The 13155-nt window shown below is 33.7% G+C and carries 13 protein-coding genes and 2 tRNA genes; 10 read left to right on the top strand and 5 right to left on the bottom strand.

Annotated features, from left to right (window positions below; all coding sequences use genetic code 11):
* Nucleotides 1-9: 9 nt before the first annotated feature.
* Nucleotides 10-813: a prolipoprotein diacylglyceryl transferase gene (gene lgt, locus U5L76_05270; GenBank protein ID MDZ7798976.1), complete on the bottom strand. Its 804-nt coding sequence runs from the start codon at nt 811-813 to the stop codon at nt 10-12.
* 179 nt (nt 814-992) lie between these two features.
* Here lgt and U5L76_05265 point away from each other — a divergent pair, with 179 nt between their 5' ends.
* Complete coding sequence (locus U5L76_05265) at nt 993-1616, top strand: class I SAM-dependent methyltransferase (protein ID MDZ7798975.1); 624 nt, start codon at nt 993-995, stop codon at nt 1614-1616.
* An 8-nt stretch (nt 1617-1624) separates the two neighbouring features.
* On the opposite strand, the gene U5L76_05260 is transcribed toward U5L76_05265, so the two are convergent.
* The 3 genes from U5L76_05260 to U5L76_05250 are packed head-to-tail and all read right to left on the bottom strand — an operon-like array spanning nt 1625 to nt 2918.
* Entirely contained in the window at nt 1625-1930 is a 306-nt protein-coding gene (locus U5L76_05260; GenBank protein MDZ7798974.1) for a NifB/NifX family molybdenum-iron cluster-binding protein, read from the bottom strand.
* A complete protein-coding gene (locus U5L76_05255) occupies nt 1927-2505 on the bottom strand; it encodes a permease (protein MDZ7798973.1) in 579 nt (192 codons plus the stop codon). Before U5L76_05255 ends, U5L76_05260 begins: the two co-directional genes overlap by 4 nt.
* Nucleotides 2490-2918, bottom strand: a complete 429-nt coding sequence (locus tag U5L76_05250; protein ID MDZ7798972.1) for a hypothetical protein — start codon at nt 2916-2918, stop codon at nt 2490-2492. Before U5L76_05250 ends, U5L76_05255 begins: the two co-directional genes overlap by 16 nt.
* Nucleotides 2919-3129: 211 nt before the next feature.
* Here U5L76_05250 and U5L76_05245 point away from each other — a divergent pair, with 211 nt between their 5' ends.
* From U5L76_05245 to U5L76_05230, 4 genes are all read left to right on the top strand, one after another.
* On the top strand, nt 3130-3420 hold the full coding sequence (locus U5L76_05245; GenBank protein MDZ7798971.1) for a DUF5320 domain-containing protein: 291 nt from the start codon (nt 3130-3132) through the stop codon (nt 3418-3420).
* Nucleotides 3421-3509: 89 nt separating this feature from the next.
* Nucleotides 3510-3785 (top strand): DUF134 domain-containing protein, encoded by a 276-nt coding sequence (locus U5L76_05240; GenBank protein MDZ7798970.1) that lies wholly within the window; start codon nt 3510-3512, stop codon nt 3783-3785.
* Entirely contained in the window at nt 3778-4956 is a 1179-nt protein-coding gene (locus U5L76_05235; GenBank protein MDZ7798969.1) for a hypothetical protein, read from the top strand. The genes U5L76_05240 and U5L76_05235 overlap by 8 nt, the downstream gene beginning before the upstream one ends.
* 760 nt (nt 4957-5716) lie before the next feature.
* Nucleotides 5717-6862, top strand: a complete 1146-nt coding sequence (locus U5L76_05230; protein ID MDZ7798968.1) for a YibE/F family protein — start codon at nt 5717-5719, stop codon at nt 6860-6862.
* Here the strand turns inward: U5L76_05230 and U5L76_05225 are convergent.
* On the bottom strand, nt 6837-8054 hold the full coding sequence (locus tag U5L76_05225; protein MDZ7798967.1) for a phospholipid carrier-dependent glycosyltransferase: 1218 nt from the start codon (nt 8052-8054) through the stop codon (nt 6837-6839). The genes U5L76_05230 and U5L76_05225 overlap by 26 nt on opposite strands.
* An 88-nt stretch (nt 8055-8142) precedes the next feature.
* On the opposite strand from U5L76_05225, the gene U5L76_05220 reads away from it, so the two are divergent.
* The 5 genes from U5L76_05220 (at nt 8143) to U5L76_05200 (ending at nt 12830) form a co-directional block, all read left to right on the top strand.
* Complete coding sequence (locus U5L76_05220; protein MDZ7798966.1) at nt 8143-9819, top strand: hypothetical protein; 1677 nt, start codon at nt 8143-8145, stop codon at nt 9817-9819.
* A 526-nt stretch (nt 9820-10345) separates the two neighbouring features.
* Nucleotides 10346-11389, top strand: a complete 1044-nt coding sequence (locus U5L76_05215; protein ID MDZ7798965.1) for a type IV pilus twitching motility protein PilT — start codon at nt 10346-10348, stop codon at nt 11387-11389.
* 10 nt (nt 11390-11399) lie between these two features.
* On the top strand, nt 11400-12344 hold the full coding sequence (locus U5L76_05210) for a cyclic nucleotide-binding domain-containing protein (GenBank protein ID MDZ7798964.1): 945 nt from the start codon (nt 11400-11402) through the stop codon (nt 12342-12344).
* A 71-nt stretch (nt 12345-12415) separates the two neighbouring features.
* Nucleotides 12416-12490, top strand: a tRNA-Arg gene (locus tag U5L76_05205).
* Between the two features lie 263 nt (nt 12491-12753).
* A tRNA-Lys gene (locus U5L76_05200) sits at nt 12754-12830 on the top strand.
* The last annotated feature ends 325 nt before the right edge of the window (nt 12831-13155 follow it).

The raw sequence follows: 13155 nt of genomic DNA, 5'->3' as shown, positions 1-13155 counted from the left end.
AATATTATTTTATTCTTTAAATTTTATCCTTGGATAATAATAAATAAAATAAATCAAAGTCACTAAAATCGGTATCACTGAAAGAGCTTGCCCCATGGTTAAACCCAAAGTCCAGGTGCCAGATTTTTCTAAAATCTGGTATTTTTTAAAAAATTCCAAGATAAACCGAGAGCCAAAATACAAAAGCAAAAATAAAAAGGTCATAAAGTAAGGCTTGGTTTTTTTGTTTAGAAAAACCCCCAGTAAAATAAAAAATATAATTAAAGCGGCTATTGCTTCATAGATTTGAACCGGATGGCGAGCTATATTTTCCCCTAAAGATTGGTAAACTACTCCCCAGGAAGAATTTGTTAGCCGGCCTAAAACTTCGGCATTAATAAAATTACCTATTCTCACCATCATGGCTACTATGGGGATACCAATGACTAATAAATCTGAATACTGGTAAAAATTAAAATCTGGATTTTTTCTTTTTTCTATAAAATAAAAAATAATATAAGCTACTAATAATCCAATCATGGCTCCATGACTGTTTAGGCCACCTTGCCATATTTTAATAATATCACCCGGATTTTTTGAGTAATACGGCCATTGAAAGAAAAAAACATGTCCTAAACGAGCCCCAATTAAAAAGCCAAAAAATAAATAAATAAAAAGATCTTCCAGTTTTTTGACTGACTGATTTGCTTTTTTAAAAACCCAACGGGTAAAGAAAATATAAAATAAAAGCCCCAAAACAAAAAGCAGACCATACCAGCGGATTTGTACAGAGCCGATTTTTAATAAATTAGGATTTAAATTATGGATAAACATTATTTTAATTATTACTGAATAATAAGCCTTAGTCAAACTGCTCGCCACATGAATGTTGCGCCAGAGAGTGATATTATTTTAAGATTCTACCGGCGCCGGATTTATCCTGCGATTATTAATTAAGAAAATTTCTTTAATAAATTTTTTTTGCTATAATAAAAATAATTCAATTCTATTTTATGTCTAAAAAAAATAACAAAAAGACTTGTACCAGCCAGACCTATTCCCAAATAGCTAAAGAATTAGGCCAGGGATATGATCAATATTTTAATAAAATTGTTAAACCAGAAGCTGATAAATTTCTCTCGCAAATAAAACCAGCCGGCAAAATTTTAGACGCTGGTTGTGGTGCTGGCACTCATACGCTTTATTTTAAAGAAAAAGGTTATCATCCTTCGGCCATTGATATTAGTCCAGGCATGGTCAAGCTCTGCCGGAAAAAAGGACTAGAAGCTAAAGTTATGGATCTGGAAAATTTAGAATTTAGAAACAATACCTTTGACGGCCTTTGGTGCCATACTTCTTTAATTCATTTTGATAAAAAAGAAAAAATAAAAAAAGTACTAAAAAAAATGGCAGTAATTCTAAAGCCAAAATCGCCGCTCTTTGTCGCTTTAAGAGAAGGCCATAAAAATGGCTGGGAATTATATAATGAAAAGCCAGGCACTAAAAGATGGTTTCTTTATTTTCAAAAAGGTGAGCTCAAAAAATATCTACCGGTTTCTTTTAAAGTAACTAAAGAAAACATAACTCCATTTAAAAATCGTCGATTTTTAAATTATCATCTTATACTTAAAAAATAATGACAAATTTATTCAATTTTCTGAGCTGATTCCTTAGCCTGACCCTTTTTTTCCATATACCTGATACCAGCCGAGTCCATGGCCCCGATCATATTCTGACCAAACTGGCCGGCGATAATTACAGCCACTCCTTTTTCCTTCATAGCATCGGTCACCGCAAATCCGGCCCCGCCACCGCCCTTGGCAAAGACATTTTGCCAAGTCTCCAAAACTTCTCCTTTTTCATTAAAAATAAGATAAAAAGGAGCGCGCCCGGCCGAGGTGGAAATTTCCGAGTCAGGATTTTTTTCTAAGGTAGCAATAGCAATTTTCATATTTTTTCCTTTCTTTTTTCCCCAGAGGTGAATCCTTGCCCGTCCTTTGGCATGGCGCCACTGGAGGAAATTATTTTTTCGACTATATATCCGTTGATCACGGAAAATATTATCATGTAAAAATTTAAAATTATAACCAAAGCCCAACCCAAATAAAAAACCATCATTGAAAGAAGCGGTATTTTAATAGCGCGGTTGTAAAGAAAAGCCGTGATAAAAGCTGGTCGCATGCCCTTGTTTTTTAAATCTTTTAAAAGTGGATACCACATATAAATCGGTCCCGAGGAAAGAATACCAAAAACAATCGATAAAAACCAGCCTTTAAAACCAGCGGAATTTCCTAAATACTGTACCACTTTTTCCGGCGAAATAAAAAGATTAAACACAAAAACTAAAAAGAAAACTAAAATAATTACCGGTATTATTTCTACAAAAATATTGAAAGCTCCTAAAAAAGATCGGTAACCCAAAGAAGGACTGAAAATAGTTACTATTAAATAAATAATTAAAACAATAATCAGAAAAAACCAGTTAGCGCCAATACGATTAGTAATTTTTTTTATAGGATTAGCCATAGAGTACCGACACTTAATAATGAAATAATAATTGCGGTAATAAAGCTAGTTAAGTTGCGCCAAAAAGCAAATTTTTTACCGAGCATTAGACTTTCAGCCGGAAACTGAACTAGGCCGACCGTGACCCAGGCTATAATAAAGGCGACAACAGCCACTAGGGCTACACTATTGTTTAATAATTCATGGCCAATAATATAACTGGTAATCGGATTACCAGCGGCCACACTGCCAATAATTGCACCAATAAAAGCATCCAAGGGAGCCAGACCAGTAAAAATACTGGCAAAAAAAGATTTAGGAATACCCTTATTAACTAAACCTACTAATAAAACCACCCCTATAATAATAGGCGTAACCATTTTAGTCATATTGACTAATGACTGGATAGCTTTTTTTATTTTATTATCAGTCATATATGTATAATACTCTAAATAGAAAATAATTGCTAAATAAAAGCTCTTGACAAATAATTTAAATAAGTTATTATTAATTATGGGTATATATTCATTATAAGTCAAGAAATTCATTTAGCTAATATTGGGTAAATATTCATAATATTTATCCACAGCAATTTATACCTAAGTAATTAACCTAAATAATAAATTAATTAGAAAGGATAAATTTATGTCAGGATATGACGGAAGAGGTCCAGTTTGGGGCGGTGGTCCGGGCGCTGGCTGGGGCACAGGCCCTTGCGGCGCTGGTTGTAGCCGCCGAGGCTTTGGCCAAGGATTTGGCCGTGGTCGTGGTATGGGTCAAGGCTTTGGTTTTAGAAACCAAGGTTACGTTCCAAGCCAAAACTGGACCAAATCAGACGAAAAAAGAGCCTTAAATGAAGAAAAAGAAGCTCTTCGGGAAGAACTCAAAGCCGTAGAAGAAGAACTAAAGGTTCTCCAGTCTAAAAAAAATAAATAACAAAAAAGGGTCTTTCATTTTCTTCTGAAAGGCCCTTTATCTATATTCTAGACAGAACTTTCTTTTTTTGTTATAAATAAAAAACCATTATGCCCCGTCCAAAACTTTATAGAAAAATTAGATTTAACCCAAAAGTTACTTATTTTAAACCGCAAGGCGTGCCTATGCGTTTTTTGAAAGTAGTAGAATTAACTCATGAAGAAGCCGAGGCTCTAAGACTAAAAAATGTTAAAGAGTTTGATCAGAAAAAAGCGGCTAAAAAAATGAATACTTCTCAAAGTACTTTTCAGAGAATTTTATCTTCGGCTTATAAAAAAATCTCTGAAGCCATAATTAAAGGAAAGGCTATTTCTATCCATGAATAAAAAAATATTACTTTTTAGTTTATTAGTAATCTTATTAACTTTACCCTTTGTGGCTCAGGCACAGGATAAAGAAAAGGTTATTTTTTATTACGGTTACACCTGTCCTCATTGTGATAAAGCCGAAGAATATATGGAAAAAGTCAATCTTGAAGATAAGGTTAATATAGAAAAAAGAGAGGTTTATTTAAATAGCCAAAATGCGGCCCGCTTTAACCAATTCTGCGAACAGGCCGATATCCCCAATAATGAACGGGGAGTACCCATGCTGATCTGGGGCAGCCAATATGCTGTTGGTGACACTCCGATTATTAATTTTATTGATTATAAGCTAGAGGAACTGGAAAATACTAATATTAACAACCAGACAAATACTGCTGTTAATAATAACCAAAACGAAAATACTAATCAGGCTCTGCATATTGAAAAAAAATACAACCTGCCTTTTTTTGGTCAAGTTGATTTAACCAAGTATTCCCTGCCGGTTTTAACTTTAATCATCGGAGCGGTGGACGGTTTTAACCCCTGTGCTATGTGGGTTTTAGTTTTTTTAATCAGCGCCCTTTTAGGTATGAAAAACCGGAAAAACATGTGGGCTATCGGCCTGACCTTTATCGCGGCCAGCGCTTTGGTTTATTTTCTCTTTATGACGGCCTGGCTTAATCTGTTTCTTTTTATTGGCTATGTCCGTATTGTCCAGATAATTATCGGCGTTCTGGCTTTAGGGGTTGGTTTTTATTACTTAAAAGAATTTATTCAAAAAAGATCCGAGGAATGCAAAGTAGTTAAAGGCGAACGGCGCCAAAAAGTGATGGATAAAATAAATAATATTGTTGAATCAAGAAATTTTATTTACGCCCTAGGTGGTATAGTAGTTTTGGCTTTTGTAGTTAATTTGATTGAGTTAGCCTGTTCAGTTGGCCTGCCAGCCATTTATACTCAAATATTGGCCTTAAGTAATTTACCTAAATGGCAGTATTATCTTTACATAGCCGGCTACACTATAATTTTCATGCTTGATGATATGATTATCTTTACTGTGGCTATGTTAACAGTCAAAGTAACCGGATTGACCGGCAAATATTCCCGTTTTTCTGAATTAATCGGTGGAATTATTATTTTCATTCTCGGTATATTGCTTCTAATCAAGCCGGAGTGGTTGATGTTTGCTTAACTAATGCCCCTTAAAACTATCAATAAAGAAAACCAGACTTACTTTGTAACCAGTAAGGTTTATAATTAAATTTATTTGTTTACGATAATTTTTTTCAAATTATAATCAGGCCCAACCACGCTCATTTAATTCTGACATCTGGAGATAAATCTCCAGCTACGCGGATGAAGAGGTGAAGGCGCCGGATTTATCCGGCGATTTATGTTTTGCTAATTGGTTATGGTTATAGCAGCTAGTAAGGTTTTGGTGGTGGGTTTGGAATAAAAAACCATTGACTCAGCCTAATAACCAAACTAGCGGCTCGGCCCAAAACCCTCTTTTTTGCTAATTGGTTATGGTTATAGCAGCTAGTAAGGTTTTGGTGGTGGGTTTGGAATAAAAAAGCCATTGGAAACTACCTAGTATAAAACAAACTGCCAAGGAAGCCCTTAAAATTACCCGAGAAGCGCGGATCAGGAGATCCGCGCCACTCTCCTACACTGGGTATTACGGCCCGATCCTCAGATCGGGCTAGTCTCTCGGCCGAATCTGAGGATTCGGCCTACCCGACTAGTTTTAGAAAGAAGAGAAAATATTCAGTCTGGATGAATGATTTTTACGACTTTAATATCTATTCCGAGAAGAAATTAGAGTAAAAACTAAAATATATTCATAATAATCCAATTTATACTAAACTGACCAAAAACCCTGAAGAATACAAATACTCCAGCTATCGGAATTACTATTTAAATGACGATAAATTAATCAAAATTGATAAGATATGAAAAAAATAATATTAATTATAGCCGTCTTACTTTGTTTATTTCCTTTTCAGGCCCTAGCCCAAGAAAATTTAGAAAACAATCAAAAGCCAGAAACTGATGAAGTTTTTAAAGCCCGGGTAATTGAAATTATTGAGGAGCAAGTCAAGGAAGACGAACACGGCCATCAATACCGTCAGCAAAATATTAAACTGAAAGGATTAGAGGATGAGTGGCAGGATAAAGAAATAATTTTTTACGGTATTTCTGATATTCAGGTTTTGAGCAAAAAAGAGTATCAGATTGGCGACAAAGTTTTGGTGACTAAAACCACTGATAGTGAAGGTGATGACAAATTTTATATTACTGATTATGTCCGTCAGGGCAGCCTTTATTGGCTAGCTGCGCTCTTTGCTTTGGTAATTATTGTTATCGGCCGATTAAAAGGTTTAAGGGCTTTAATTGCTCTGGTTATCAGTTTTTTAGTAATTATGAAATTTATTATTCCTCAGATTTTGAATGGAGTCAGCCCAATTCTTATTTCAATAATCGGCGCTATAATGATTTTGTTTTGTATTATCTATATAACTGAAGGCTTTAATAAAAAATCTCATCTGGCTGTTTTAAGTATAATTATTGCTTTAATTATAACCGCTTTTATTTCCTCAATATTTACTGATCTAGCTAAACTAACCGGTCTAGCCCAGGAAGAAACACTCTTTTTAATTGCCAGCGGCCGCAGTTTTATTAATCTAAAAGGACTTCTTTTGGCCGCTATTATTATTGGCGCCTTGGGTGTTCTCGATGATGTAGTTATCAGCCAAATAGCTACCTGTCAGGAAATTAAGAAGGCTAATTCTAATTTAAGCAGGCGCGAAATATTTAAACGAGCCTTTCGAGTGGGAAAATCGCATATGGGCTCTATGGTTAATACTCTATTTTTAGCTTACGCCGGTGCCTCCTTGCCGCTGCTTTTATTATTTACAGTCAATGAACCGCCTTTTTTAAGTTTTGGTGATGTTATTAACCATGAAGTTATTGCCACCGAAATTGTCAGAACCCTAACCGGCAGTATTGGCCTGATTTTAGCCATACCGATCGCTACTTATTTAGCCGCTTATTTCCTTAATGTAAAAAAAATTAGACCGCCAAAGGAAACCAGCTAATTAGCCACCATCTTAAATTAAAACTGCTCGTGGATAATGGCTGGCCGATTAAAACCGGATAGAAAAAAACAAAAGAAATAATAACTAAAGCAAAATAACCTAAAATAATAATTTTGCTTTTTTTTGATTGGTACCAAAACTTACTTAAAAAATATAAAAATCCCAGCCATAAAAAAGGAGCCGCCAGAATAAAATGATAAAGAAAAAGCGAGCGAGAGATAAAAAGATAGGGTAGAAAATGACTGGCAAAAATTATTAAAATAATATTAAATTTTTTGTCTTTAAGTCTAAATTTAAAAAAGCCATATAAAAACCCGACTAGAGCCGGCCACCAGATTAATGGATTAGGTAAATCCGTAATATATTTTATTACTTGCTCGCTTTTTTCTATAAAATATGAGAAAGGATAAATCATTAAAGGCCAGGACCAAAAAGGCGAACCTAAAGAATGTACTTCTTTAATTCCCTGGTGATAAGTTAATATCTTAAAATTTTCATAAAAAGTAATAGGCTGGGTACTTATTAATCCGTAATGAATCTGCCAAATTAAAAAATAAATAGCCAAAGGAATAAAAACCAGGTAAAATAAAAACCAAATTATTGATTTTTTTATTTCTTTCTTTTTAATAAGCCAGATTATTAAAAAAGACAAACCGCCGGCCAAAGCCACCCATTTGGTACTTATGCTAAAGCCCAAAAATAAACCCGACAAAATTAAATAAATTTCTTTGTCTTTATGGCTTTTCAAAAAAGAAAAGAAAAAATAGAAAGCTAGAAATAAGAAAAATAAATAAATAGTGTCTAGCCGGGCTAAGCGTGACTGGACAAAAAACAGACCGTCAAAAAGTATAAACAGAGAAAAAGAAACGGCTATAAATTTATTATTAAACATTTTCCAGGCCAATAAATAACCTAAGGGTACCAAAAGACTGCCAAATAAGGCCGTAAAAAAACGCCAGCCTAAGGCATTATCGCCAAATATTTTTATGCCCAGAGCAATAAAAAACTTGCCCAAAGGTGGATGCACATCATGATAAAATTCCTGACTAACATAGGCGCGACCAAAATTTACAAAATAATGTTCATCCGATGTAATTTTTTCGGGAAAGCCTAAATTATAAAATCTCAAAAAAAGACTGAGCAAGGTAATAATAATTACAAATATTACTAACCAAGTTTGTTTTTTATTCATGCTTTTATTATATAATTTTTTTAAAAGTATTGCCAAAATTAAAATATTATGTTTAAATGACCAACTAGAAGTATATTTTTCATAATTTATGTATTTACCAGAAAAAAATAAATTTGATAACTTCAAGCAAAGTTTTCAACAAAAAAATGATAATCAAAATAATCAAATAAATCAAAGCAAGGAATTAAAACCAGCTGTAGAAAAATTGATTAGCGCTTTTGAAATTCAAAAAAATAAAGAATGGCAAGATCCTAAATCTCCTAAGATCCATGTTTCCACCACTATTTCAAAGATGGCATTTCTCTATGAAAAAATTAGAATAGCTATTGATTATAAAGATGAGCACCTTTTAAGAAAAAACGCTATTGAGAGAATTTTAACTCGCTGGCTTAACCAAGGAAAGATTGAAACTTTTAATATCAGAAGTTTAATTGTTGAATTAATTCGAGCTGGTTATTTAAAAAATGACACTGTCCCGGAAAGTTTAGTGGAAAGGGTAGAAAAAATATTTGCTAAATATATAAAATTAATGCGACAGAGCTCTTTTTTGGAAAAAGGCCAGAAAAGATTCGAGTTTAATGAATGGATATTAAGTATGGCTTCAGTTGAAATTGAGCAGGCCTTTTTTCCACCCCATAAGCAACAGGCTTTAATTGAATTTGCTTATTCTGTTTTGAAGGATAAGGTTTATATCCAAGAAGAAGTTAGTGAACAAGTAAAAAATACTCAACTTTATATCGCTATACACCGAGCCTTAATGAAATCTGATGACGCTATTATTCGCCATAGCCTACTGCAACTTTATTATCCAGAGTGGACTATAAATGATGATAATATAATAAATGAGGTAGCCAATAATTTAAAAAGTTTAAAAAAAGCTATTGAAAAACAAATAGATAATCCCATAGCCGGGCCTATTTTTCGTCAGGTTAAAAAATATATTATTATTCTCACTATTCTCAAAGATATTATAAAACACAATAAGGAAAAAGCCCGCTCAATATTAACTAAACCTGATCTATTAAACCAACATATAAAAAGAGCCTGTCGTTTTCGCTATAAAAAGGCTAAAGAAAAACTCAAAAGAAGTACTTTAAGGGCTGTTATTTATATAATCTTAACTAAAACTGTACTAGCCTTTGTTTTAGAGCTGCCTTTTGATGTGCTGGCTTATAACACAATTCATTATCCAGCCCTGATTACCAATGTATTTTTTCACCCTATACTTTTAATATTTATAGCTGCCAGTATAAAAATACCGACCAAAAAAAATACAGCCCAAGTTATTAAAGCTATTAACAGTCTCGTTTATGAAAGAGAAAAAGAATTTAAATTTGAGCATTTTAAAAAACCAATCAAGTATCGCGCTAAATGGAATGTAATTTTTAACATTTTATATTTTATAGTTTTTAGCATTTCTTTTGGTTTAATTGTTTACATTTTAAGATTATTTAATTTTAACGCGGTTAGTATTTTTCTCTTTCTACTTTTTCTTTCTCTGGTTAGTTTCTTTGGTATTAAAAGCCGAGAAACCACACGCGAGCTTATTATAGTGGAAAAGAAAAAAACAGTTATTGGCGCTTTAATTGATTTCTTTTCTATACCCATTATTAGAATGGGTCGTTGGCTTTCTTTAAAAGCACCAAAGATAAATATTTTTGCTTTTGTACTTGACTTTATTATTGAAGCCCCTTTTAAAACTTTGGTAGAAGTTTTAGACCAATGGATGAATTTTATTCGTGAAAAAAAAGAAGAAATTTATTAAATAAAAATTATTTTTGATAATTTTTGCCTTAAAATTATCTTAGCCCAGCAAAAAATTTATACATAGTTTTTCCACATCCCCCCTTGACAAGACCTAATTTGGCTGCTAGTATAAAGGCACAAAATAATAAAATTCACTGATTTAAATTCAGTGATTTTATTAAACTAAATCTTTTTAAAAATTAAATGCGAGTAAAAAAGAAAGGAGGTGTCATCATGGAAGATATGAACACTGACGAAGGAAATGAAGAAAATGAAGAAGAAGAAACTGAAGAAAACGGAGAAGAAGAAGAAACTGAAGAAGGCGAAGAAGAAGATAACGAATAAATTTATCCTTCAATAAAAGTAAAAACAGTTCCTCATTTTTTAGAGGAACTGTTTTTTTATAAAATATTAATAATTTTGTGTTTGACACAACCTGTTGATTATTGATAAAATTAACTCTGTAATGAGGGAAATAATGATTAGAAAAATAAATATTAAAAATAAATCTCTGTTTTTAGGCCGAGGTTTTTAATAAAAAATATATGATCAAAATTGATAAATTGTTTAAAGAAGCCGTTAAAAAAAATGCCTCAGATCTTCATATTATAGCTGGTCAACCACCCATTCTTAGAATAGACGGTGAATTAACAAAATTAAAGGATTACCCAGTTCTCACTCCCAAAGACACAGAAGAGCTCTGTTTAAGTATTCTTAATGATAAACAAAAGAGAATTATCAAAGAAAAACGTGAATTAGATATATCACATGAAATAAAAAATGTTTCGCGTTTTAGGGTTAATATTCACTGGGAAAAAAATAATTTAGGTTTAGTGGCTCGAGTTATCTCTACTGAAATACCAACTATGGATTCTTTAAAAATGCCTAAAGTAGTTTACGATCTTTTGCGTTTAAAACAGGGTTTAATATTAATTACCGGCCCCACTGGCTGCGGTAAATCAACTAGTTTGGCGGCTATGATCAATCTCATTAACAATGAAAGAACGGCTCATATTGTCACCTTGGAAGATCCGATTGAATTTATTTTTAATCCTAAAAAAAGTATTATCCGTCAGCGCCAGCTCGGCTCTGATATGCTTTCTTTTGCTGAAGGCTTAAAACACGTCTTGCGTCAAGATCCAAACGTAATTATGGTCGGTGAAATGCGAGATTTGGAAACTATTGCTTCGACTATTACTCTGGCTGAAACTGGTCATCTGGTTTTAGCTACTTTACATACTTTAAACGCAGCTCAGACTATTGATCGTATTATTGATGTCTTTCCCCCTTATCAGCAAGCCCAGGTCAGGCTGCAAATTTCTCTTTTCTTAAAAGGTATTATTTCTCAGCAACTTATGCCTCAAAAAGATGGCGGTCGAATTGCTAGTCGGGAAATACTGATTAACTCACCGGCTATTTCCAATCTTATTCGTGAAAATAAAATCGCTCAAATAAAAACTGCCATTCAGACCTCGGCTGAAGAAGGTATGATTACTATGGATCAATCATTAAAAAAACTCTACGAAGATGATCAGATTTCTAAAACTATTGCCATCTCTCATATGGTCAATCCGGAAGCCTTAGAATAACATAAAAAATATGATTAATATAAAAGAACTAAAAAAAATTACACTTTTTAAAAATTTAAAGCCAGATGAACTGGCCGAGATTGCTAAAATTTCTAAAATTAAAGAAACAAAAAAAGACCAGGAACTTTTTAAGGCTGGCGATAAACGCCAAGAATTTTTTATTGTTTTATCTGGTTTTCTCAGAATATCCCGGGAAATCAGGGACGAAAAGCAAACTCTAGCTTTTATGTCTACTAATAACTTTGCCGTCGAAAGCTCTCTGGTTGACCCCAAATTAAAACACAGCCATTTTGGAGAAATAATTGAGGCCGGTAAAATTTTAATTATCAAGGGTAAAGATTTTATAAAACTTAGAAATACTAACCCTGATTTAACTAATAAAATTTACGGCAATATTTTAAAAAACTTAACTGAAAGACTGCACCACGCTAATAATAAATTATTAACTGTTTATTCAACCGGGCGTATTGCTTCAACTTATGCTAATATTTATAATATTCTTAGTTTAATCCTGGAATCTATTCTAACAATAATCAAAGCTAATCAGGCCTTTTTCGTTCTTTTTAAACCATTGCAAAATAAAGCGGTTATCCAGGAAGCTACTGGCTATAAAAAAAATCAGGAAATTAAGAATCTTAATATTAGTCTGGACAAAGATCCTTTTCTCTATGAAATATTTAAATCCGGCGAAGATATTTTTATTGACCGGGAAGATTTTAAAAAAGATAAAAAATGGCATCTACCTTATTTAAAAAATTCTGCTTTAGGAGTTAAAGTTAAAGCCGGTAAAGATATTCTCGGCGCTATTGTTATAGTGGATAAAAAAGAGGAAAATTTCAGCTACAATAATCAGATCCTGCTTAATATTATCTCTCGCCAAATTGCGTCAGCCATCAGCACAGCCGAACGACTGGAAAACGGCCAACACAAACGAGAATATATTAAGCCGTTTTAAAAGGCTTAAACTTGATTTTTATAAAAAGCCGTGATAAAATTTTATCACGTGTTTTTTAAAAAATACTAATAGCCCTTGTAGTGTAATGGATAACACGCCAGTCTTCGGAACTGGAATTCTAGGTTCGAATCCTAGCGAGGGCACCACGCCTCCACCCTTCGACGCTGCTCAGGGTTCCGGCGTGTAAAGGCTATTAATAAAATATAGACCGTTAGTCTCGATCCTACGGATCGAAGATCTCGGTCTAAAGCCGGAATTCAATATAAATTTAAACGCGGGCACATAGCTTCCGCCAGAGCCTGCCTGTGGCAGACAGGGCGGATCCCCCCGAAGAGGGACAATGGTAGACCGGCCCGCTTCGCCTTTCCTCCTTTTACTTTAAACGATATATTGACTTAATTATCTGTATGGGCCGTTAGCTCAGCTGGTTAGAGCACCTGCCTCTTAAGCAGGGTGTCGGGGGTTCGAATCCCTCACGGCCCACCAATAATTTATTTGATTATAGAAAAAGAATAAGTAAGTGGGGTTTCCGCCAGAGGCGGATCACCCGTAGGGTGACAAGTTCTTCTGCGCTCACCACACCTTCATCAAAATTACGGCCTGTAAACAAAAACACTCCGTTTTTTTAATGAGGTGTTTTTTATATATTTTCAAATTTCAAAGCCTTGTCACCCTGAGGGGCAAAGGCTTAAGCCTGAGCTTTGAAGAGTGATAGAATATCATAGAATTTATAGACGCCACTTAGCAAGCCTCATGACTCATCAACCTGACAATTAGTTTAATAAAGGCTTTATCCGCCTTTCGCGAAAGG

The organism is Patescibacteria group bacterium, assembly GCA_034520665.1.
Classification (GTDB): domain Bacteria; phylum Patescibacteriota; class Patescibacteriia; order JAXHNJ01; family JAXHNJ01; genus JAXHNJ01.
The sequence above is the reverse complement of the archived record's forward strand: the minus strand, read 5'-3'. Positions and strand labels throughout refer to the sequence as shown.

Excerpts from the sequence above, each read along its gene's own strand:
- U5L76_05225 (MDZ7798967.1), bottom strand. The coding sequence starts at position 8,054 with ATGAATAAAAAACAAACTTGGTTAGTAATATTTGTAATTATTATTACC.
- U5L76_05210 (MDZ7798964.1), top strand. The coding sequence starts at position 11,400 with ATGATTAATATAAAAGAACTAAAAAAAATTACACTTTTTAAAAATTTA.
- U5L76_05240 (MDZ7798970.1), top strand. The coding sequence starts at position 3,510 with ATGCCCCGTCCAAAACTTTATAGAAAAATTAGATTTAACCCAAAAGTT.
- U5L76_05245 (MDZ7798971.1), top strand. The coding sequence starts at position 3,130 with ATGTCAGGATATGACGGAAGAGGTCCAGTTTGGGGCGGTGGTCCGGGC.
- U5L76_05250 (MDZ7798972.1), bottom strand. The coding sequence starts at position 2,918 with ATGACTGATAATAAAATAAAAAAAGCTATCCAGTCATTAGTCAATATG.
- U5L76_05255 (MDZ7798973.1), bottom strand. The coding sequence starts at position 2,505 with ATGGCTAATCCTATAAAAAAAATTACTAATCGTATTGGCGCTAACTGG.
- lgt (MDZ7798976.1), bottom strand. The coding sequence starts at position 813 with ATGTTTATCCATAATTTAAATCCTAATTTATTAAAAATCGGCTCTGTA.
- U5L76_05235 (MDZ7798969.1), top strand. The coding sequence starts at position 3,778 with ATGAATAAAAAAATATTACTTTTTAGTTTATTAGTAATCTTATTAACT.
- U5L76_05265 (MDZ7798975.1), top strand. The coding sequence starts at position 993 with ATGTCTAAAAAAAATAACAAAAAGACTTGTACCAGCCAGACCTATTCC.
- U5L76_05260 (MDZ7798974.1), bottom strand. The coding sequence starts at position 1,930 with ATGAAAATTGCTATTGCTACCTTAGAAAAAAATCCTGACTCGGAAATT.
- U5L76_05220 (MDZ7798966.1), top strand. The coding sequence starts at position 8,143 with ATGTATTTACCAGAAAAAAATAAATTTGATAACTTCAAGCAAAGTTTT.
- U5L76_05215 (MDZ7798965.1), top strand. The coding sequence starts at position 10,346 with ATGATCAAAATTGATAAATTGTTTAAAGAAGCCGTTAAAAAAAATGCC.
- U5L76_05230 (MDZ7798968.1), top strand. The coding sequence starts at position 5,717 with ATGAAAAAAATAATATTAATTATAGCCGTCTTACTTTGTTTATTTCCT.